Raw genomic sequence first — 21,181 nt, 5'->3', positions numbered from 1 at the left:
ATTAGCGATTCGCCCTACATCAAACGCCAACTTTCCCGACTTCTTTCCTTGAAGATCCTCCGCAGAGTCTCACGTCCTACATTCCGCCAAGCGAAAGTCTGCAGATGTTCGATCCCCAAAAGGTATTGGCATGTCCCGCCAGCGGTCCACTGACACAGGTGCACAGGTTCGCCACCAGTATCGACACAATCGAGTGCATCGCCACCCACAACTGCCCGGTGTCGATGGTCACCGGCGAAGTATTGCTGACCTTCACGGACAGCACCCTCGACGGGATCTTGCCGTTCGACTTCAACCGCATCTATCGCACCAGTGCCGTCGAACTCGACACCGGCCTCGGTTTTGGCTGGAGCCATTCGCTGTCCCAGCACCTGGAACTCCACGACGAGCGGGTGCTGTGGATCGACCCCGAAAACCACCGTACGCCATTTCCACGGCCAACGGCGACGCGCCCGGTGATCCACAACAGCCTGTCGCGGGCGGCGATTTACCTCGGCGAGGAGCCGGACGAACTGATCCTCGCCCTGGCCGGCGACTGCGCGCGGTTCTACCACTTTCATGGCGGCCGGCTCAGCGCGATCAGCGACGCCTACGGCAACCACGTGACGGTGCAGCGGGACCGCTTTGACCGGATCCAACGCCTGGACAACGGCGCCGATCGCGCCTTGTTGCTGCGTTACGATGTCAAGCACCTGGTGGCCGTCGACTATCAGGTGTTTCAGCGCAGCGGCCCCAAGGCGTCCACCTGGCGCACCGAACAGACACTGGTCAGCTACCGCTACGACGCCCGCCAGCGTCTGATCGAGGCGACCAATGCCGCGGGTGAAAGCGAGCGCTATGACTACGACGATCAGCACATCATCCTTCAACGGCAACTGGCTGGCGGCGCGAGTTTCTTCTGGGCGTGGGAACGCTCCGGCAAGACGGCCCGCTGCATTCATCACTGGGCCTCGTTTGCGCAGATAGAGGCGCGTTACGCCTGGGACGATCAAGGCGGCGTGACGGTGAACAACGCCGACGGTAGCGAAGAGGTTTACGTTCATGACGACCGTGCACGGTTGCTACACCACGTCGGGCTGGATGGCGGTGAGCAGCACAAGGCCTACGACGATCAGGGCCGTCTGATCGCCGAACAGGACGCCCTCGGCGCTGTCACCGAATACCATTATGACGAGGTCGGCCGGCTGATCGCGCTGCTTGCGCCGGATGAGGCGCTCACGTCCTACGAGTATCGCAACGGTTTCCTGCATACCCGCATCTGCGGTCAGGCGACATGGAGCTACCAGCGCAATGCCCAGGGCGACATCACTGCCGTCACCGATCCCGACGGGCAGATCACCCGCTATTTCTACGACTCGCAGGGGCGCTTGCTGACGATCCGTTTCCCCGACCAGAGCGGTCACCGGTATGTCTGGAACGCCTTGGGACAATTGCTGGAAGAGACCCTGCCGGACGGTGCTCAGCGCACTTTTTCCTACAATGCGTTGGGGCGGCGGATTACCCGGCAGGACGAACACGGTGCCGTCACCGGTTATGAATGGGACGCCGTGGGTCGACTGACCCGGACCACGCGGCCCTCCGGTGCCCGCCGTGCCTATCGCTACAACGCCTATGGCCAGGTCACCGCCGACACCGACGAACTGGGACGGGTAACCCGTTACGAATACGCCGACGACCTGCGCCTGGTCAGCCGTCGAATCAACCCCGACGGCAGCGCGCTGAAATACCGCTACGACCATGCGCAATTGTTGCTCACCGAGATCGAAAACGAGGTTGGCGACACTTACCGGCTGGATTACACCCCAGGCGGATTGATCCGACAGGAAACCGGCTTTGATGGCCGTCGTATCGCCTACAGCTACGACCTCAATGGCCAATTGCTGAAGAAAACCGAGTTTGGCGACGACAGTTCGCTGCTGGTTACCGGTTATCAACGTGACAGCGCTGGGCGGTTACTGGTCAAAACCCTGCCCGATGGGGTCAAGGTCGAGTACCGCTATGACAACCTCGGGCGACTGGTCCGCGTCGATGACGGCCAGGACCATCCGCTGGCGTTCGAATACGACCGCCAGGACCGGCTGATCTCCGAGCGTCAGGGCTGGGGCACCCTGAGTTACGGCTATGATGCCTGCGGTCGGCTCAAGCGCCTGCGCCTGCCGGACGCCTGTGTCCTCGTCTACCACCACGCCAAGGGGGGCGACCTCACGGCCATTGACCTCAACGGCACGCGCCTGACCAGCCATCGCTTTGTCGGCGGGCGCGAACAACAACGCCAACAGGGCCTGCTCCTCAGCGATTACGCCTACGACGAGCAAGGCCGTTTGCAGGCCCATGCCGTCGGCCAAAAGCACCGACCGCTATTTCGCCGCAAGTATGCCTACAGCATCAAGGGCAACCTCCTGCAGATTACCGACAGCCGCCACGGTTCACGCCGCTACCAATACGATGCGCTCGACCGCCTGACCGGCGTACGCCACGCCCGCGACCAGTTCGCGGAGAATTTCACCCATGACCCGGCCGGCAATCTGCTGATCCACGACCGCCCCGGCCCGTGTGTGCTTGAGGGCAACTGTTTGCGTCGCCGTTTCGACAGCCACTACGACTACGACGCCTTCGGCAACCTGATCCGCGAACGCCGCGGTATGCCGACCCAGGTCACCGAATACACCTACGACAGCCAGCACCGCCTGATCGGCGTCAGCACCCCGGACGGTAAACGTGTCAGCTACTGCTACGACGCGTTCGGCCGGCGCATCGGCAAAACCGTCGACGGCCAGACCACGCAATTCTTCTGGCAAGGCGACCAACTCATCGCCGAAAGCGGCCCCCGACACTACCGCAGCTACGTCTATGAGCCCGGCAGCTTCCGCCCGCTGGCGCTGCTCGACGGCAAAGGCCGGGTAGACGCCTGCCCGCTCTACTACCAACTCGACCACCTCGGCACCCCGCAGGAACTGACCAGCTACGGCGGCGTCATCGTCTGGTCGGCCAAATACACCGCCCACGGCAAACTGCGCGAACTGAGTCACGGCGACGGCGAGCGACTCGAACAGCCGCTACGGTTTCAGGGGCAATACTTCGATGCTGAGAGTGGCCTGCACTACAACCGGCATCGCTACTACCATCCGGACATCGGTCGTTATATGACGCCGAATCCGCTCAAGTTGGCCGCAGGGTTGAACCCGTATCGGTACACCCGGAACCCGACTGGGTGGGTTGATCCGCTGGGGTCGAAGGGGAACTGTCCACTGGCGAACAAGGCCAGGGGCTCGGCGACAAATGGGGTGGGTGGGGTAAAGGTTGATGAGTGTGGACCCAATGCGCCCTCTCCAAAACCTCCAAACCGATACTTGCATCACGCAGACTCAGGCCACGACATATCGAGGACTGGGCGATGGACGCATTCGATCAGCTAGACAACCGGTCAATCCGGCAACACGACTCGATCAATCTTCGTCCTCTTCCTCATCTTCCAACTCAATATTCCCCACATCGCCCAAATCATCAGCATCGTTAAGCGGCACCGTCGCATCATCCATCAGCGATCCCGGATCTTCATTGCCGGGATCGTTGATGGATGGCAGTCCGCTCGGGTCCTTTTCTTCCTTGCCTTCGCTTTTCGCAGTCATGGGATGCCTCGCTCAACTAGTGATGCTTTTTGTGGTGCTTGTTCGCGTGTTTATAACCGTTACCGGAATGGGAGTGACCGCTGTCACTCCCCAGATTATTGCCAACCGCACCGCCAGCTGCACCGCCCAGGCCTGCACCGATGGCCGATCCGGTCGAACCGCCAAGACTGTTGCCGACCACCGATCCACCCGCCGCTCCCAAACCACCGCCTACCGCCGCCTCGGTGCGACTGTGCTTGGGCGCGGCAATGGCACTGCCAGCCGCTCCGCCGACACCTGCACCAATCGCTGCGCCCGTACTGCCGCCCACCTGGCCACCGACAACGTTGCCCAGCACCCCACCAAGACCACCGCCTACCGCGGCATCTCCATTACCTCCCGCCAGCGCCACCTGAGAGACCAGCAATCCAAAAACAATCGCAGGCACCATCAATAGTCGAGCACTCAGGCTTCCGTTTTTTTTGCCGTTGGTTTTCGGGTTCATGGCACGCCTCGCATTCTTCCAGGGTATGGAAGATTTGAGCTGCTGCGGCGTGAAACGTTCATAAATGAAAAAGCCCGGCATCAGGCCGGGCTCTTTTCAAATCTGAATCAGGATCAGTGGCGCTTGTGACCATTGGCCAGGTTGCTGCCTACGCCGCCGCCCAATGCACCGCCCAGGCCTGCACCGATGGTGGCACCGGACTTGCCGCCAAGGCTGTTACCGATCACCGAACCACCGGCCGCGCCGACACCGCCACCGATAGCAGCGCTGGTGCGATGACCTTTTTTGGCGGCAACTGCGCTGCCCGCCGCGCCAGCGACGCCCGCACCAATCGCTGCACCAGTGCTGCCGCCCATCTTCTGGCCGACCACGTTACCCAACGCGCCGCCCAAGCCACCGCCCAGCGCGGCAGTGCCGTCACCAGCCATTGCACCTTGAGCAACCAGAAGCCCCAGAACCAGAGCAGGCAGTGTTAAACGCATGACAAAAACCTCAAACAATAGGGGTAAACAAAAAGGGGGCGAGATTGAATGCTTTTGCGCGGATAAAGTCCAGCACGCCGGTCCAACTTCGCGATTGGCGACGGTTGGACAGCATTTCTGGAAAAGGTTTTATGACGGACAAAAAAAAGCCCGCTGGGGAAACGGGCCAGGTGTTGCTTTCTAACGGATGAGTCGAGATTACGGAGACTGCTGTGAAAAGTTTGTGAAAGATCACCACTTTAAAATACTTGTCATAAAACCCTTTCAGACATTAAAAACCCCGTTCAATGAGGGGGTCTGCCTAACATTCGGTTACTTCCTGACCGGTGCTGTCACCTTGGGTAAGAATTTGCCCTTCAGTACCCGGCACGCCCTGGTCTTGATCTTGTCGACCTCTGTCTGGTCCTCGCCGAAACTGGCCACATACTGGGTCTGGCCACACCGCACGGAATTGTTGATCGGAAACTCTGCGCCATCGTCCTCGATATACGGATCAGCCATCTCTTCACCCCTTGTCAAAAAGCGGGATCGACACCGGCAAGCCCTTTTGCCGAACAATATCGACCGCCAAGGTTTTTGAGACTAGACGGTCACTAATGGACCTGCCGTTCTTATTTCCCCGTGAGCGACGAATGGCTTCTCACCTTTCACCCCAACTTGACCGCAGTCCCGGTCACGAACACCACGACCATCCCGCCTTTGCCGGCCGGCATACTGATCTCATAATCAAGCCCGACCACCGCGTCCGCCTGAAGCGCCTGCGCCCTCTCCTTGATTTCATCGGTGGCCTGAATGCGTGCTTCTTTCAACGCTCGCTCCAGTGTCTGGGAGCGTCCGCCGAAAAAATCGCGCATCCCGGCAAATACGTCTCGAACAATGTTGATCCCTTGCACCGACTCGGCGCTGACGATGTCCAGGTAGGCGGTAATTTGTCGGCCTTCAATGGAGTGGGTTGTGGTGGTGATCATGGGTGTTCCTTGCTGTTCAGAAATTCAGCCAGCACATCAAACGCCGAAATAGCGCTCGTAGACAACTTTCCCGCGAGGGATTGCTCCCAGGTCATGGGTGCCCTGGCGCCAAGCGGGACGAAACTGATCCCGTCGATATCTTTGCGTAGTGCTATCTCCAGAGGAACCGGAGCCCCCAGGCCGCGAGAAACGTTGATCGTCGGCATCAGTTGCCGAAAGTTCGAAACACTCCAGCGCATTGCCGGGAACTGGAAATAGCTGCCGTCTTCAAAACGCACAGTGCGATCAGCGGGGGGTGGCGAACCGACCATCCAGCCGAGTTTGGCAGGGTCACTGGCTTCAGCGTCGGGAAAAGTTGCAGGGGCGGATGCGAGGGCCATTGATGACATGGCAACAATCGACACAGCCGCGATGAGCTTGGCTGCGCCGCGAAAACTGGCGTGAGGATGGAGCATGATATCGATTCCGTTCGAAGAGTTTGAGCAGTCTACAGCCGGATCGGCTTATTCACTGCTTAAGCATGCGCCTCGCGATCAAGAACATCAGCAACCCACTGATTGATACTTTTGTGGGCTAACTGAGCTTTCACAGCAACCGTCGCGTGAAGGGCTGGGGCCAGGCGCAGACTGAGATGGCCTGAATAGGGTTTCTGTGGGGTGCGGCCGAGTTTGGCGCAAGTCTCCAGATAATCGGTGACGGCCGCTTCAAATGCGGTGCGAAGTTCTTTGACTGACTCGCCGTGAAACCCGACAACATCCTTGATGCCCGCAATGTGGCCGACAAACAGACCGTCTTCATCGCTGTATTCGATCCGGGCTGAGTAGCCGTTGTAGTTCATTACGTTCACGGGGTAACTCCTGCTTGTTCAAGAAAAGCCCGGGCGTCACGCACCTGATAGGGCTTGGCTTCTTTGTCGGGGTGCGGCCGGTGGAAGGTGGCGACCACTGCGTTCAGTTCAAAACGTACTCGCGATCCATTACCTTCGATGGTTATGGCCCCTGCAGCGCTGAACAAGGATTCGATGCGGGACCACTCCATGGTGGCCGGAGGTGGGTCTTGAAAATATGGCTTTGAGGGCGCTGAGTTGTTTATTGTTCATGGTATTAAATCATGATACCGCACGAGATTTAGCAACCGCGAATGACATCGCTGATGCGTGGGAGCAGCCTCTGACACGTGCGTAAAAAAACGCCGCTTATCCAGATCAGGAAAGCGGCGTTTTTGTGTGGAAGGGTTTGTTTTGCACGGCAAGCAGGATATCGGGGTGACTCTCGCCGGGCTTGTAGGCAATTTCCGAGAGTTGCGTAAAGCGTTACGCTTGCTGCGTTTTTAGCTGGTCCCTCCCCCCCCACGCTAATCTATGTGGCGATCACAGAAGCGCACCCTGTTTGCTCAGCGTTGCTTAGCCAACTTAGGAGCCGGTGCACAGAGTGTTGGATTAACGCCCAGAGACATCAGCAATCAGCCCAGCCCCCAGAACCTGTGGTGTTCAAATGACGAAAACGCTATCCGCAGGCGGGTCTTGAGGAATTGAACGCCCCTGCCTCGAAGTGGCCAGCCTCGCAAGCTCAGCACTCAAAAGATGAAGAAAGTTCGTACGCTGACCACCCAGCGCGTGCCGCGTGAGGCGACGCATTGGAGTGGCAGTGGTCAGAGTAGGATAAGATGCCTGCAAATCAGGCTCGCTGTGAGTAGCCCCACATGACAGATAACAGTCGGAACACCACCCGTCTGATCAAGAAGTACCCGAATCGCCGCCTGTATGACACGCACACCAGCAGTCATTTGACCCTTGCGGATATTCGTCAATTGGTCATCGATAAAATCCCCTTCGAGGTGGTCGACGCCAAGACTGGCGAGGATCTGACCCGAAGTATTTTGCTGCAGGTCATTCTGGAAGCCGAAAGTGGTGGTGAGCCGATCTTCTCCATTGAGATGCTCATGGGGATTATCCAGTTCTACGGTCCTTACCAGGGCGTCCTCGGCAGCTACCTGGACAAAAGCATCCAGACGGTCATCGACATCCAGACCCAGACCGGCGCTCAGTCCTCTGAAGCCTGGGGTGAGTTCATGCATCAGCAAGCACCGGTCATGCAGGATTTGATGCGCCAGTACGTCGACCAGTCAAAAGCCCTCTACCTGAACACTCAGAACCTCTTTGGCCTGTTCGGCGGCACACCGTCAGGCAAGCCAGGCGCGGGTGGCGGGTCGAAAAAAAATGGCGATGGGGAATAAACCCATCGCCATCGGTGTAACCGTTCTAACTTGACTTACTTGTTACCGCTTGTTGCCTTGCCAGTCTCTGGCGCGGTTTTCCCGGCTGCGGCAGTCGCTGCAGTTGCTGCAGTCGCTGCCTCGAAACCGCTCTGGGCAACGTCAGTAGCCTGTTTTACGGCTTTCTGTGCGCTTTCAAAAACGGTGCCAGCATTGGCCAGCGACGACTTGAACGCTGCCACAACAGGCTCGGAGCCAGCCGGTGCATTCTTGCTGATCACTTCAACGAACTCTTGCACCTGCTTGGTGCCCGCCTCGACCTGACGCGTGGTCAGTTGGGCGATTTCCGACTGGGTGCCAACAATCAGCGCGTGTACTTGACGATTGAACTCAGCCAGGCGTTCGGCTTGCACATTTGGCTGGGTGAAAGAAGCCTGGAGCTCAGCGAACCCTTGTGGATCACGGACTGCCAGCAGTTTGCGCAAACCGTCGAACTGCTCCTCGGTGGAGGCCTGCAGAGTCTTGATCTGCAATTGGGTGAGCTGTTCAACGCTGGCGAAGATTTTGCCGCTGATTTGCTGCAGGAGGTCTAGGTTGGCTTTCTGAGCGTCTTGCAATTTTTCCGAGTTAAAAAAAGTCATGCTTGAATCTCCTGATTCTGAAAGGCCGACATGAGCCTGAGGACGCGATAGCGATCCTGCCGATCATCGCGTTAGCCTTGATATTGCAGTGCACAAATTCGTTTGGCAATGTTTTTTTGTGCACCGCACAATAATCTTTCACCTCCCGCCACTATTCGCTATAGACTCCTGAAAGGCGAACGGCCAGCCAAGCTCTCTTTAATGATGAGATGCAGGCGAGCTGCTTCTCATGCATAAAGCCAGGAGATCACCATGGGCCAGGAAGATATTATTGCATCGCAATATGACAGACTCTCCTCTCAACGCGGTCTGTTCGAACACCTGAGTCATCTGCAGCGCCTCAATACCCTGAACGTCCTTGATGCTTTGCGCCAGCGCCAGGAAAAAACCCTCATGCCTCTGAAGCGGGGCCAACTCAGACAACCCACGCCCGCTGACTGGCAGGAATACTTCACCGACCTCGCTCAACGCAGCCTGCTGTTCTGGGACACCCTGCGCCAGCGCGGCGACAATACACTGGCCCATGAACGCGCCGGGTATCCGCTGCTGCTCAAGTTCGATCATGAAACCCTGATCGCAGGCGCCGATCTCCCGCGCCCGGTCAACTATTCACTGCTGCAAATCCTCCCCGGGCCAGAGCAAAAAATCGACAGCAACGGCCAGCCGGTGATCATCATTGACCCACGCGGCGGCCACGGCTCGGGAATCGGCGGTTTCAAACAGGATTCGGTATTAGGCGAAAGCCTCAGAGCCGGCCACCCCACCTATTTCATTTCTTTCAGTCACTCGCCACAGCCTGGGCAAACCCTGGCCGATATTGTCGAAGCCCAGGCCCGGTTCATCGAAGTCGTCAGTGCCCTTCACCCGGCCAACAGCAAGCCGATCATCATCGGCAACTGCCAGGCCGGTTGGGCCTTGATGGGATTGGCGGCAACACGGCCGGAACTGCCAGGGTTGATCATTATCAATGGTGCCCCCTTGTCGTACTGGGCCGGTGTCAATGGACGCAATCCGATGCGCTATACCGGTGGCCTGCTGGGTGGCGGCTGGATGGCTCGCCTGGGCAGCGACTTGGGCAATGGCCGTTTCGACGGTACCTGGCTGGTCAGCAATTTCGAAAACCTGGACCCGGCCAACACCTATTGGGGCAAGTACTACCAGTTGTTCAGCCAGGTCGACAGCGAGGCTGCACGCTTCCTCGACTTCGAACGCTGGTGGGGCAGCCCGACCCTGCTCAATGGCGAAGAAATCGAGATGATTGTCGATGACCTTTTCATCGGCAACCAGTTGTCCGGCGGTCTCGGCCGCAAGAGCTCCGGCATTGACCTGAAACGGATCGAAGTACCGGTGGTGGTGTTCTGCTCCTACGGAGACAACATCACCCCTCCACAGCAGGCATTGAACTGGATCGCCGATGTCTATCCCAGCGATCTCGCTTTGCATGACGCAGGACGTACCATCGTCTACCTGCGGCACGCCAGCATCGGCCATTTGGGCATTTTTGTTTCCGGCAAGGTGGCGCAACGTGAACACCGTGGGTTGCTCGGTGCGGTGGAAGCCATCAATGCGCTGCCGGCAGGGCTATATGAAATGCTGATCGACGATCTGCCGGCCGCCTCAGGCAGCGGTGACGTGCAATACCGAGTGCGTTTCGAATCAAGGCGAATCGCCGATATCCATGATGACGTCGAGCCGACTCGTGATGACGATCGCGAATTCTCTCTGGTGGAGCGTGCGTCTGAAATCAACAGCACGCTTTACGACGGGTTCATACGCCCGTGGCTACGTCAGATAGTCAACGAGCCGGTTGCCGAACTGATGCGCAGGACGCATCCCTTCCACCAACAGCAAGTGCTATGGAGCAGCCTGAACCCGGCGCTGTGGTGGTTGGCCGGGACCGCCTCCCAAGTCAGCAGTGATCGTCGTCCTGCACGCAAAGATAACCCGTTGCTGGCCTGGCAGGAGCTGTTCTCCAACCAGACGCAAGACGCCCTGAATGCTTATCGCGATATCCGCGATGCCACCCAGGAGCTGTGTTTCTATGGCATTTACGGCGCACTGAGTGTCCTCACCAGCAACAAGCCTGTGCGAAATCTCCAGGCACATGCTGATCAGCAAGACCAAGCCCTGATCGAACGCCTGCAGGATGCACTGCCCCATGGGGGCCCGCTGGAAGCGTTGGTGCGGATTCTGTTTTTGCTGGGCCGCGACAGCGACAAGGCGGGCAAGGAAAGCATTGAAAAACTGATCCAGCAGGTGCATCTGCTGGTCCAGGACTACAGCAATGAGCCTGCTGCCCTGCGCGAAGCCATCCGGTTGCAGAACCTGCTGGTTTTTGCCCACCCACAAGAAAGCTTACGCAGCCTGCCCTTGCTACTCCCGGACACCAAGGCACGCCAACAGGTCCTCGCAGCCGTTGGGCAATTGATGCCCGAACTGCTGACAATTACTGGAGCTGAACGGGAATTCTGGCGTGAACTGCACGCGCTACTCGAAGTCCCCCTGCCGGGCTTCAGCCTGACCCAACCGCCCAGTGAAACAGATGTCATTCAGCAGGCGCCCCCTCTGGAGCCATCCCCGTTTGTGGCAGTGCTGCCGTCGGAGATCACACCGGCGCCCGCCCCCGTCATCGTAGCTAAAGCCCCAAAACGCAAAGCGAGCAAAAGGACAAAAGGTCCAAAGTCTCAATGAACGCCTCAATGCGCCTTCACAAGGGACTAGCGGTGCATCCGTTTGGCGAAGCCTGCGATCTTTTGATCTCTGCGCAAACCGACGGGGTTCATGAGTCTAACCGGCGCGAGTTCCTCGAGCATAAGCAACGACTCGTCGGTTCGATACTGACCGGGGGTCATACCGAACCAGCGGGTGCATGCCTTATGGAAGCTGCTGTGATCATGAAAGCCGAGCAGGTAAGTCACATGCTTCATGTTGAAATGAGAATGGCGCAAATAGAAGTCGGCCAACTGCCGGCGCACATCGTTCAGGACATCCTTGAATTGTGTGCCGTCCTTCTCAAGGCCTCGTTGGAGCGTTCGCTTGCTGATGCTCAGTGCCGCAGCAATCGATTCCATATCACATTGGCCTTGCCCCTGGCTCAAGCGCTCGTTAATCAGCGCGCGAACCCTGCCAACAATAGAGTAGCCGGACAACAGGTCCAATTGAGCCTCGGCAAAACTGTCATGGAGTATGGCCAACGCCTCGTTGGCCATACTCAAAGGACTCAGAAGCTCCTGGCCATCGAACAAGATGCTGTCATAAGCCGCCCCGAAACGCAGCGGACAGCCAAACAACCGTCGATGCTCGGAGGTATCTTCAGGTTCGGGATAAGTGAACTCCACACTCAACGGTTGCAGCGACTTGCCACCCGCCAGCCAACGGCAGAAACCCAGCAGCGACGCCAAGCCTGCATCCGTATATTGCCGGGGTTTGACCGAGCCAGGTTGTTGATGCTCGAGGCTGGCCAGTCGGTAATGCTGCTGCTCCGGGACAAAGAAAAGGCTTAGTCCGGTGCCAATCAGCGGGCTGAAACGAACCAGACGTTCAAGCGCCCTTTTCAGATTCGAACTGGACATCATCGTGTAGCCCACGATCTGAAAACTGCTGGGATGGAATTCCCCGTAGGCTTTCAAACCGATATTCAGATCATCCGAAGCCTGAGCAGCCAGGTCCCAAAGACGATAGATAACGCTTCGCTCGCAGAATGCTCCTGGTTTATTCACGAACTCGACATCCAGTCCCGCCTCTTGGCACAGACCGGCAAGGTCCAGTCCTTGGGCCAAAAACGTATTTGCCAGCATGCTGGCATAACCTGAACTCATTCTATACATGGCGTCCTCAGTGACCAATGGAACCGAACGTCCTGTCCGGAGCCGATACTGACATGCGTTGAACATATTTCAACTACGTTGCAGGAATATTAACCATCCATTCAGTTTCAAACATTGACCCCAGTATAGGTACTCCTCACTTTTTGCCAGCGAGCACCTCCCCGCGTGGCACCAATGGACATGAAAACGTCACCTTCAAACACTTCCGCACGGCCCGTCGATATCGAACAATCATCTCTCCTGCAGCGCAAAAAAAAAGGAAGTAGAAATATGGAGTCGCGTAGTCGTATTGCTGTGGTAACGGGTGGTATGGGCGGCATTGGTACGGCAATTTGCCAGCGTCTGTACAAGGAAGGATTCAAGGTAATCGTCGGCTGCAGCTCTGATTCCAGCCGCAAGGACGACTGGATTGCCAGTCAGCTGGCGGCGGGTTATCAGTTTGAGTGCATCTATGGCGACGTCACCGATTGGGAGACGACCCGCAAGTCTTTCGAGATGGCTCGTGAACAATTCGGCCCGATCGATGTGCTGGTCAACAACGCCGGCATCACTCGCGACGCCTCTTTTCGCAAGCTCACCCCGGAAGACTGGAACAGCGTGATCGGGACCAACCTGACGGGCATGTTCAACACCACCAAGCAGGTCATTGAAGGCATGCTGGCCAACGGGTGGGGGCGGATCATCAATATCTCCTCGATCAACGGTCAGCGTGGCCAGTTCGGTCAGACCAACTACTCCGCCGCCAAGGCTGGCATCCATGGTTTCACCATGGCACTGGCCCGGGAAGTCTCCGGCAAGGGCGTGACCGTCAATACCGTATCCCCAGGCTACATCCAGACCTCCATGACTGCGGCAATTCGTCCGGACATTCTCGAAGGCATGATCGCAGCAACTCCGGTTGGTCGCCTTGGCCAACCCGAAGAGATCGCCTCAATCGTAGCCTGGCTGGCTTCCGATGAGTCCGCCTACAGCACCGGTGCCGATTTCTCGGTAAACGGCGGCATGAACATGCAGTAACCCCGATCAGGGCAGGAATGCCCTGGTTTGTTCGACGAATTTTGTCTTTTCGATGAGGTCACGCATGAACGAAGTCGTAATCGTTGCCGCTACTCGTACCGCCATTGGCAGCTTCCAGGGTGCTCTGTCTGCAATTCCCGCGACCGAACTGGGTGCCGCAGTGATTCGCCGCCTGCTTGAGCAGACCGGTATCGATGCTGCTCAAATTGATGAAGTGATACTCGGCCAGGTACTCACTGCCGGCGCTGGGCAAAACCCGGCACGCCAGACAGCGATCAAGGCTGGTTTGCCACACACCACGCCTGCCCTGACCCTGAACAAGGTCTGCGGCTCCGGTCTCAAGGCGGTCCATCTCGCCGTCCAGGCAATCCGTTGCGGCGACGCGGAACTGGTCATCGCTGGCGGCCAGGAAAATATGAGTCTGGCCCCCTATGTTCTGCCCAAGGCACGCACCGGCCTGCGTATGGGCCATGCGCAACTGCAAGACAGCATGATCCAGGATGGCCTGTGGGACGCCTTCAACGACTATCACATGGGTATCACCGCTGAGAATCTGGCGCAGAAGTACGAGATCTCTCGTGAAGCACAGGATACCTTCGCTGCCGCCTCGCAACAGAAAGCCGCCGCAGCCATTGAGGGAGGGCGTTTCCAGAGCGAAATCACCCCGATCCTGATTCCTCAGCGCAAGGGCGAACCGCTGGTCTTCGACACCGACGAACAGCCGCGTATCGACAGCACTGCGCAAGCGTTGGCGAAACTCAAACCGGCATTCCAGAAAGACGGCAGCGTGACCGCCGGCAACGCTTCGACCCTCAACGATGGTGCGGCCGTGCTGTTGCTGGCCAGCGCCGCTAAAGCACAAGCGCTCGGCCTTCCGGTACTGGCACGGATCAAAGCCTATGCCAGCGCCGGTGTGGACCCGTCGATCATGGGCATCGGCCCAGTCCCGGCTACACGCCTGACCCTGCAAAAGGCCGGCTGGAGTGTCGAGGACCTGGACCTGATCGAAGCCAACGAAGCCTTCGCCGCCCAGGCGCTGGCGGTTGGCAAAGAGTTGGGTTGGGACACCAGCAAAGTCAACGTCAACGGCGGCGCTATCGCCCTTGGCCATCCGATCGGCGCGTCGGGGGCACGGATTCTGGTGTCGCTGGTGCACGAACTGATCCGTCGCGACGGCAAGAAGGGGCTGGCCACTTTGTGCATCGGCGGCGGACAAGGCGTCGGCCTGGCTATCGAGCGCTAACCAACGGCATCTGAGTAGCCCATGCGCGGACTTGGGACCCTTGTTCCGCGCATCAGGTTGGCGTCAGTCAACGCTGCCCGCATTCCTGCCGTCGCTATGTCGGAGTCCGGCAAAGCGCGGCTTTTTTCTGCCCGGCTCATCTGTATGGGCAAGGAACTTTATGGACAACAACGCACATACATTCAAAACCTATTGGTCAGGCCAGGTTCCGTTCATCGCTTCCTTTGCAGTGCAACAATTACGCCTATGGGTCAGCACTAATCCGTGGTTTTCCGGGCATGAGCACGGCGCCTGGTTCGAGCTGCCTCGCGAAACCCTGGACAGCCTTCAAGCGGACTACCAGGTTCAATGGGGCCAACTCGGCCAAAAACTGCTGACCGGCCAACCCTTCAGCTTCGATGATCGACGCTTCTCCAGCGGCAACTGGAGCGAGCCACTGTTCGGCTCCCTCGCTGCGTTTTACCTGCTCAACGCAAGCTTTCTCCTGAAACTGCTGGACAAGCTGCTGATCGACGAAAAAAAACCGCGCCAACGCCTGCGCTATCTGGTGGAGCAAGCCATTGCCGCCAGTGCGCCAAGCAATTTCCTGGTCAGTAACCCTGATGCGCTCCAGCGTGTGGTTGAGACTCAAGGTGCCAGCCTGCTCACAGGTATGCAGCATCTGGCCAGCGACATGAACGAAGGCAAAATGCGCCAGTGTGATAGCGACGCCTTCAAGGTTGGCGTCGATCTGGCGAACACCCCCGGCGAAATCGTCTTCGAGAATCACCTATTCCAGCTGATTCAGTACTACCCGCAAAGCGAAACCCAGTACCGACACCCGGTATTCGTCGTACCTCCGTCGATCAACAAGTACTACATCCTTGATCTGCGCCCGGACAACTCGATGGTCCGCCACCTGCTGGAACAGGGACATCCCGTATTCCTGATGTCCTGGCGCAACTTTGACGAGGAACACGCTGGTACCACCTGGGATGACCTGATTGAGCACGGGGTAATCGACGCCTTGCAGGTGGCCCGCGACATCAGTGGCGAGCAGCGACTCAATTGCGTGGGCTTCTGCATCGGCGGCACCCTGCTGAGCACGGCGCTGGCAGTACTTGCTGCACGCGGCGACAGGGAGATCGCCAGCGTGAGCCTGTTCACCACGTTCCTTGACTACCTGGATACCGGTCCCATCGACATATTCGTCGACGAAGAACTGGTGGCCTATCGAGAGCGCACCATCGGCGGCATGAATGGTCCCATCGGTCTGTTTCGTGGTGAGGACATGGGCAATACCTTTTCCCTACTGCGCCCCAACGAGCTGTGGTGGAACTACAACGTCGACAAATACCTCAAGGGGCAGAAGCCGATCCCGCTTGATCTGCTGTACTGGAACAACGACAGCACCAACCTTCCGGGGCCGATGTACTGCTGGTATCTGCGCCACACCTATCTGCAGAACGATTTGAAATCAGGCGAGCTGGAGTGCTGTGGGGTCAAGCTTGATTTGCGTGCAATTGACGCTCCCGCTTACATCCTCGCCACCCATGACGATCACATCGTGCCTTGGAAAAGCGCCTACGCCAGCACCAACCTGCTCTCCGGGGCCAAGCGTTTTGTATTAGGAGCTTCAGGGCATATCGCCGGCGTCATCAATCCACCGGCCAAGCAGAAGCGCCATTACTGGACCAATAATCGGGTCTCGAAAAACCCGGAAACCTGGTTCAAGAATGCTGAGCAGCAACCCGGTAGCTGGTGGAATGATTGGTTCAACTGGCTGGCGGGACACTCCGGCGAGCGCCAACCAGCGGTTGCGCACATAGGGAATGACAAATTCCCGCCTCTGGAGCCGGCGCCAGGCAGTTATGTAAAGCAATGAAAGACTGAAATGCCCTGCTGCATGACTGCATGCAGCAGGTCAACTGCGGATCATTTGTTTCGGTACAAGGAGAGAGGCCCCATGAGCACCGCGTTGCGCATCAACGAAGCACTTTTGATTGCGGGCCACGCATTCGAACCTTTTCAATGCGTCGCCTGGGCCGCGCAAGGCGGTAATGGCGAACTGAGCCTGAGCATCATCGACCGGGCCAACACTCGTATTTGTCGCAAACAGATTCCAACCAGTACCTATTCCGACCCGGCACAGCTGGAAATTCTGCTGGAAGAGGTGCGCGCCGAGTTGAGCCAGGAAGGCTACAAGCTACAGTCCTGGACAATGCCAGAGTAAGCATTCTCGCGGACCGCGACCGGTGATCCGCCGGATACTCCACTCTCAAGATCATCGAAGGCAGCCTCATGCACCTGGTGTTGGAATCAGCCAGTCGTGCAGAGGGCCATGCCTTGGGCTTTCGCGATGCGGGGATCATCACTGAAATACAATGCGTCGAATGATGCGCACCGCTTGGAAACTGTCGAAAAATCAGCCTTTGGTCGCAAAGCACTGAGCCGTCCAGGGTATGGGCCAAAGCATGGGCTGAATTTTTCAGAACCGCAGAAACGAAAAAGCCCCGAATAATCGGGGCTCTAACGTTTAAATGTGGCGGTGAAGGAGAGATTCGAACTCTCGATACAGTTTCCTGTATACACACTTTCCAGGCGTGCTCCTTAAGCCACTCGGACACTTCACCGTATCTCTTCAAACAAGTTCTGTCTGTCGAGGCGCGCTAATGTAGTCGAAAGCTTTTCCGATGGCAAACATTTTTTTCAGAATTTTCATGCGGTTAACGCGGTTCAGCGTTTCCCGTCACTCCGGGCCATGGCAAACCGGCCAATCTCCGGCTTCGTGCCCTCTTCTATATAGAGGGGAATGCGCGGCAGGCACGGCGGGTCAGGCCTGGCGGGCAGGCAAAGGGTGACTGGCGGGTCAGTCACGGCGCTTTACCTGGCCTGCGGCGGTGGGTAACGTCTGCCCAACTTTATTGAAAGGAATAGCGTCATGAGTGAGTTGATTTCCTACCATCTCGAAGACGGTATCGCGACCCTGACCTTGAGCAATGGCAAGGTCAATGCCATTTCCCCGGATGTGATTGCCGAGCTCAACGCTGCGCTGGATCAGGCCGTGACTGATCGTGCGGTGGTGATCATTACTGGCCAGCCGGGCATTCTCTCCGGTGGTTATGACTTGAAGGTGATGACGGCCGGCCCTAAAGAAGCCGTGGCACTGGTGACCTCCGGCTCGACCCTGGCCCGCCGCCTGCTGTCGCATCCCTTCCCGGTGATCGTCGCGTGCCCGGGGCATGCGGTGGCCAAGGGTGCGTTTCTGCTGTTGTCGGCCGACTATCGCATCGGCGTAGACGGTCCGTTCAGCATTGGCCTTAACGAAGTGCAGATCGGCATGACCATGCACCACGCGGGTATCGAGATTGCCCGTGACCGCCTGAACAAAGTGGCGCTGCAGCGTTCGGTGGTCAACGGCGAGATGTTCAATCCACAAGGCGCCGTGGCGGCCGGTTTCCTTGATGTCGTGGTCTCGCCTGAAGAACTGCAGGGCGCGGCACTGGCGGCGGCTCGCCAGTTGAAGAAAATCAACATGACCGCGCACAAGAACACCAAATTGAAAGTGCGCAAAGCACTGCTGGAGGCTCTGGACAACGCAATCATCCAGGACCAGGAACATTTGGGTTAAACCCGAATCTGCAACAACGAAAGCCCGACCGTCGTGTCGGGCTTTTTCATACATGTCTGTGTTAAACCTCTGTAACCGCTCTAGACTGCTTCTGACCGACTGGTCGGAAACATCAGCACAAACATCGGCTATCTCCCACTTCCCTGGCAGTAATTGCCGAAAACAGTGCACATCCGTACACTGCGCCACCTTTTGTCCCGGTGGGCCTGTAGATGCTGTTTTTGTTTCGTATGTCATTGATGGGCCTGCACTTTATCGTGGCGGGTGTGCTGGGCGTGATTCTCGGCCTGTGCCGGCCATTCAACCCGGACAACAGCCGTCTGTGCGCACGCCTGTACGCATGGCCGGCCATGTGTATTTTGCGTTTGCGGGTGAAAGCCGACGTCGGGCCGTTGATGGATAAACCGGACAGTTGCGTGATCATCGCCAATCACCAGTCCAACTACGACCTGTTTGTGTTTGGCAATGTGGTGCCCCGCCGTACCGTGTGCATCGGCAAAAAGAGCCTGAAATGGGTGCCGCTGTTCGGACAGTTGTTCTGGCTGGCCGGCAATGTGCTGATCGACCGCGGCAATGCGCACAAGGCGCGCAACTCGATGTTGACCACTACCCACACCCTGCAAAACAAAGACACCTCGATCTGGGTTTTCCCGGAAGGCACACGCAACCTGGGTGAGGACTTGCTGCCCTTCAAGAAAGGCGCCTTCCAGATGGCCATTGCCGCCGGGGTGCCGATCGTGCCGGTGTGTGTCAGCAGTTACGTCAAACACATGCGATTGAACCGCTGGCGCAGCGGGAAAATCCTGATTCGTTCGTTGCCAGCGATCCCCACCGCCGGATTGAGCCTGGACGACATGCCCCTGCTGATCGCCCAGTGCCGCGAGCAGATGCGTGAATGCATCGAGTCGATGGACCGGCAACTGCAAGCCGCCTGAACAAGAAAACCCGCCTGGTGCGGGTTTTCTTTTGCCTGCGAGTCTTTCCCCCAGAACTCGCCAGATTTAACTGACTCTCAACCATTGCGAGGCTAAGCTGATCCACACTGCCATTGCATTTGTTGCCACTTGAAAGCTGCCAAAAGAAGTGAATCACCATCATGGGTAGAGTTGTTGCTTCAGCGGTTTATAGCGCCGGTAAGAGAGTCACCAATATCACCCTCGACGAAGGCGCAGCCTGGGCTGCCAAGCCCGGACACTTTGTCTGGATCGGCCTCGAAGAGCCGAACGCCGAGGAACTCTACAATCTGCAACGCCAGTTCAACCTGCACGAACTGGCGATCGAAGACGCCCTGGAAAAGCACAGCCGGCCGAAGCTGGAAACCTTCGGCGATGCACTGTTCATCGTGACGTATTCGCCCATCCGCCATGAAGGCAAACTCGAGTTCATCGAGACACATATCTTTGCCGGCAATGGCTACATCATTACTGCGCGCAACGGCCACTCAGCGTCCTACGCCCATGTCCGACAACGCTGTGAGGCGCGTCCGCTGTTGCTTGAGCACGGGGAAGATTTTGTACTCTATGCCATCCTCGATTTTGTGATCGAGAACTACCAGCCGATGGGCGAAGCCATTCACGGGGAAATCGATGAACTGGAGCGCAATGTGTTGTGTGGCTCGCTGAATGATTACGACATCCAGAAGCTACATGGCCTGCGTCGTGATGTTTTGCGCTTGCGTCGTTATGTGGCCCCGATGATTGAGATAGGAGAGGAATTGCAGAGGCTGAGCTTCCCGTTCATCGACAAGAACATGCGGCCGTACTTTCGCGATGTGCAGATTCATGTAACGCGGCAGATGGAAGACCTGACGACGCTGGCGGATATTGCCAGCCAGACGATTGAGGTCGGGGTGCTGTTGGAGGCCTCTCGCCAGAGCGTGGTGCAACGCAAGTTTGCGGCCTGGGCGGCGATTCTGGCTTTCCCGACGGCGGTGGCGGGGATTTACGGGATGAATTTCCAGAACATACCGGAGTTGAGCTGGCACTACGGGTATTTCGGAGTGCTGGGGTTTATTACGGTGGGTTGTCTGGGGTTGTGGGCGAGTTTCAAGAAGTCGGGGTGGCTTTAAATCCAAGGCGAGTGCTTCGCACTCGATCGCGAGCAAGCTCGCTCCCACAGTGGATCTTCGGTGTTGCAGAGATCAATGTAGGAGCGAGCCTGCTCGCGATGCTTTTAGTTTCAATCAGCTGCTGGCTTGTGCGCCACAAACCGCATCATCCACTCGGCCACCGTGGCGCCGTGGTGTTCCTGTTCCAGGCTCGCGATACCTTTGGAGTAGACCTGCTCACCCAGTGCCTGCTGGCGAATCTCCAACAAGGCGCGGGAGTAGTCGTGGATGAACTCCGGATGCCCCTGGAAGCACAGCACCTGATCGTTGATGTGGTAGGCGGCATACGGGCAGAAATCGCTGGAAGCGATGACAGTGGCGTTCTCCGGCAGTGACGTAACCTGGTCCTGGTGACTGATCAACAACGTCAGTTCTTCGCGCACCGGACTCATCCAGGGCGCCTTGGCGGCCAATTTGTAGTTGTGGGTGCCGACGCCCCAGCCTTGGGTCGCACGCTCGCTCTTGCCACCGAGCAGCAGTGCCAGCAACTGATGACCGAAGCAGACGCCCAGCAACTTGTCGCCGCGCTGGTAGCGGGTCAGCAGATACTTCTTGAGGGTTTCGATCCACGGGTCGGTGCCGAAGGAGTCGGCCTTGCTGCCCGTCACCAGGTAGGCGTCGAACGTCAGGTCGTCGCTTGGGTATTCACCCTGCACCACGTTGTAGACGGTGAACTCGGCGGCAATCGGCTGCTGCGAAAACAGGTGTTTGAACATCTGCCCGTAGCCCTGATATTGGTCAACCAATTCCGGACGCAGGTGGTCGGTTTCCAGAATGCAGATGCGTAACGACATAAAAAATACCTGACACGTGATGGGAATAATGCACACCTCAGAGCCTGCCTTGAAACGCTGTGACAAGGCAAGCCCCGAAATGCAACATCTCCCCCTTAGAACGCCTCCCCTTTGGCCGCCTTCTCCAGCAGCAAGGCGGGCGGCGCGAACCGCTCGCCATATTGC

Annotated in this window: 21 protein-coding genes, 1 tRNA gene and 2 pseudogenes; 11 read left to right on the top strand and 13 right to left on the bottom strand. The window is 57.8% G+C overall.

All coding sequences use genetic code 11. The features are described 5' to 3' along the window. Positions 1–104 precede the first annotated feature (104 nt). The gene (locus AC1DVH_RS03130) at positions 105–3,416 is read left to right on the top strand and encodes an RHS repeat-associated core domain-containing protein (protein ID WP_477752583.1); all 3,312 of its coding nucleotides are present in this window, start codon (positions 105–107) and stop codon (positions 3,414–3,416) included. 30 nt (positions 3,417–3,446) lie between these two features. Here the strand turns inward: AC1DVH_RS03130 and AC1DVH_RS03125 are convergent, their stop codons facing one another. The 8 genes and pseudogenes from AC1DVH_RS03125 to AC1DVH_RS03090 all read right to left on the bottom strand — a co-directional run bounded on the left by AC1DVH_RS03125 (position 3,447) and on the right by AC1DVH_RS03090 (position 6,601). Then, positions 3,447–3,629: a hypothetical protein gene (locus AC1DVH_RS03125; RefSeq protein ID WP_477752582.1), complete on the bottom strand. Its 183-nt coding sequence runs from the start codon at positions 3,627–3,629 to the stop codon at positions 3,447–3,449. Between the two features lie 16 nt (positions 3,630–3,645). Next, positions 3,646–4,113 carry a glycine zipper domain-containing protein gene (locus tag AC1DVH_RS03120; RefSeq protein WP_477752621.1) on the bottom strand — a complete coding sequence of 156 codons (468 nt, stop codon included), beginning with the start codon at positions 4,111–4,113 and terminating at the stop codon, positions 3,646–3,648. A gap of 113 nt (positions 4,114–4,226) precedes the next feature. Further along, positions 4,227–4,595 carry a hypothetical protein gene (locus AC1DVH_RS03115; RefSeq protein WP_007988063.1) on the bottom strand — a complete coding sequence of 123 codons (369 nt, stop codon included), beginning with the start codon at positions 4,593–4,595 and terminating at the stop codon, positions 4,227–4,229. A gap of 312 nt (positions 4,596–4,907) precedes the next feature. Beyond that, a complete protein-coding gene (locus tag AC1DVH_RS03110; protein WP_032829518.1) occupies positions 4,908–5,096 on the bottom strand; it encodes a hypothetical protein in 189 nt (62 codons plus the stop codon). A 146-nt stretch (positions 5,097–5,242) separates the two neighbouring features. Beyond that, the gene (locus tag AC1DVH_RS03105; protein WP_477752581.1) at positions 5,243–5,563 is read right to left on the bottom strand and encodes a YbjQ family protein; all 321 of its coding nucleotides are present in this window, start codon (positions 5,561–5,563) and stop codon (positions 5,243–5,245) included. Between the two features lie 39 nt (positions 5,564–5,602). Continuing rightward, positions 5,603–6,018 (bottom strand): annotated as a pseudogene (locus AC1DVH_RS03100) (6-aminohexanoate hydrolase); the annotation flags it as partial. Positions 6,019–6,077: 59 nt separating this feature from the next. Further along, the gene (locus AC1DVH_RS03095) at positions 6,078–6,410 is read right to left on the bottom strand and encodes a type II toxin-antitoxin system HicB family antitoxin (RefSeq protein ID WP_477752580.1); all 333 of its coding nucleotides are present in this window, start codon (positions 6,408–6,410) and stop codon (positions 6,078–6,080) included. Continuing rightward, a complete protein-coding gene (locus AC1DVH_RS03090; RefSeq protein ID WP_477752579.1) occupies positions 6,407–6,601 on the bottom strand; it encodes a type II toxin-antitoxin system HicA family toxin in 195 nt (64 codons plus the stop codon). The genes AC1DVH_RS03095 and AC1DVH_RS03090 overlap by 4 nt, the downstream gene beginning before the upstream one ends. A gap of 370 nt (positions 6,602–6,971) precedes the next feature. On the opposite strand from AC1DVH_RS03090, the pseudogene AC1DVH_RS03085 reads away from it, so the two are divergent. Together AC1DVH_RS03085 and phaR are read left to right on the top strand one after the other, a co-directional pair. Beyond that, a pseudogene (locus AC1DVH_RS03085) lies at positions 6,972–7,205 on the top strand (IS630 family transposase); the annotation flags it as partial. A gap of 59 nt (positions 7,206–7,264) precedes the next feature. Further along, positions 7,265–7,798, top strand: coding sequence for a polyhydroxyalkanoate synthesis repressor PhaR (gene phaR / locus AC1DVH_RS03080; protein WP_477752578.1), 534 nt, complete (start codon positions 7,265–7,267; stop codon positions 7,796–7,798). Between the two features lie 35 nt (positions 7,799–7,833). On the opposite strand, the gene phaP is transcribed toward phaR, so the two are convergent. Beyond that, positions 7,834–8,418 carry a TIGR01841 family phasin gene (gene phaP, locus AC1DVH_RS03075; protein WP_477752577.1) on the bottom strand — a complete coding sequence of 195 codons (585 nt, stop codon included), beginning with the start codon at positions 8,416–8,418 and terminating at the stop codon, positions 7,834–7,836. A gap of 252 nt (positions 8,419–8,670) precedes the next feature. Between phaP and AC1DVH_RS03070 the strand changes: the two genes are divergently transcribed. Continuing rightward, positions 8,671–11,109: a DUF3141 domain-containing protein gene (locus tag AC1DVH_RS03070; protein ID WP_477752576.1), complete on the top strand. Its 2,439-nt coding sequence runs from the start codon at positions 8,671–8,673 to the stop codon at positions 11,107–11,109. 26 nt (positions 11,110–11,135) lie between these two features. On the opposite strand, the gene AC1DVH_RS03065 is transcribed toward AC1DVH_RS03070, so the two are convergent. Beyond that, positions 11,136–12,245: an AraC family transcriptional regulator gene (locus AC1DVH_RS03065; RefSeq protein WP_477752575.1), complete on the bottom strand. Its 1,110-nt coding sequence runs from the start codon at positions 12,243–12,245 to the stop codon at positions 11,136–11,138. A gap of 270 nt (positions 12,246–12,515) precedes the next feature. Here AC1DVH_RS03065 and phbB point away from each other — a divergent pair, with 270 nt between their 5' ends. From phbB to AC1DVH_RS03045, 4 genes are all read left to right on the top strand, one after another. Next, on the top strand, positions 12,516–13,262 hold the full coding sequence (gene phbB / locus AC1DVH_RS03060) for an acetoacetyl-CoA reductase (RefSeq protein WP_477752574.1): 747 nt from the start codon (positions 12,516–12,518) through the stop codon (positions 13,260–13,262). A 64-nt stretch (positions 13,263–13,326) separates the two neighbouring features. Beyond that, entirely contained in the window at positions 13,327–14,505 is a 1,179-nt protein-coding gene (locus AC1DVH_RS03055; RefSeq protein WP_477752573.1) for an acetyl-CoA C-acetyltransferase, read from the top strand. Positions 14,506–14,665: 160 nt separating this feature from the next. After that, positions 14,666–16,369, top strand: a complete 1,704-nt coding sequence (phaC, locus tag AC1DVH_RS03050; RefSeq protein WP_477752572.1) for a class I poly(R)-hydroxyalkanoic acid synthase — start codon at positions 14,666–14,668, stop codon at positions 16,367–16,369. Positions 16,370–16,450: 81 nt separating this feature from the next. Beyond that, a complete protein-coding gene (locus tag AC1DVH_RS03045; protein WP_477752571.1) occupies positions 16,451–16,717 on the top strand; it encodes a hypothetical protein in 267 nt (88 codons plus the stop codon). A gap of 310 nt (positions 16,718–17,027) precedes the next feature. Here AC1DVH_RS03045 and AC1DVH_RS03040 read toward each other — a convergent pair. After that, positions 17,028–17,117 (bottom strand) — tRNA-Ser (locus AC1DVH_RS03040). Positions 17,118–17,425: 308 nt separating this feature from the next. Between AC1DVH_RS03040 and AC1DVH_RS03035 the strand changes: the two genes are divergently transcribed. The 3 genes from AC1DVH_RS03035 to AC1DVH_RS03025 all read left to right on the top strand — a co-directional run bounded on the left by AC1DVH_RS03035 (position 17,426) and on the right by AC1DVH_RS03025 (position 20,183). Further along, positions 17,426–18,115 carry a crotonase/enoyl-CoA hydratase family protein gene (locus tag AC1DVH_RS03035; RefSeq protein WP_477752570.1) on the top strand — a complete coding sequence of 230 codons (690 nt, stop codon included), beginning with the start codon at positions 17,426–17,428 and terminating at the stop codon, positions 18,113–18,115. Between the two features lie 212 nt (positions 18,116–18,327). Next, the gene (locus AC1DVH_RS03030) at positions 18,328–19,050 is read left to right on the top strand and encodes a lysophospholipid acyltransferase family protein (protein WP_477752569.1); all 723 of its coding nucleotides are present in this window, start codon (positions 18,328–18,330) and stop codon (positions 19,048–19,050) included. A gap of 161 nt (positions 19,051–19,211) precedes the next feature. Beyond that, complete coding sequence (locus tag AC1DVH_RS03025; RefSeq protein ID WP_218431334.1) at positions 19,212–20,183, top strand: magnesium and cobalt transport protein CorA; 972 nt, start codon at positions 19,212–19,214, stop codon at positions 20,181–20,183. Between the two features lie 110 nt (positions 20,184–20,293). Here the strand turns inward: AC1DVH_RS03025 and AC1DVH_RS03020 are convergent, their stop codons facing one another. Together AC1DVH_RS03020 and AC1DVH_RS03015 are read right to left on the bottom strand one after the other, a co-directional pair. After that, positions 20,294–21,016 (bottom strand): amidotransferase, encoded by a 723-nt coding sequence (locus AC1DVH_RS03020; RefSeq protein ID WP_477752568.1) that lies wholly within the window; start codon positions 21,014–21,016, stop codon positions 20,294–20,296. Between the two features lie 95 nt (positions 21,017–21,111). Continuing rightward, on the bottom strand, positions 21,112–21,181 hold a 70-nt coding region (locus tag AC1DVH_RS03015), incomplete at its 5' end, for a hypothetical protein (RefSeq protein ID WP_477752620.1).

This window comes from Pseudomonas sp. P4_C3, from assembly GCF_056402075.1.
The sequence above is the reverse complement of the archived record's forward strand: the minus strand, read 5'-3'. Positions and strand labels throughout refer to the sequence as shown.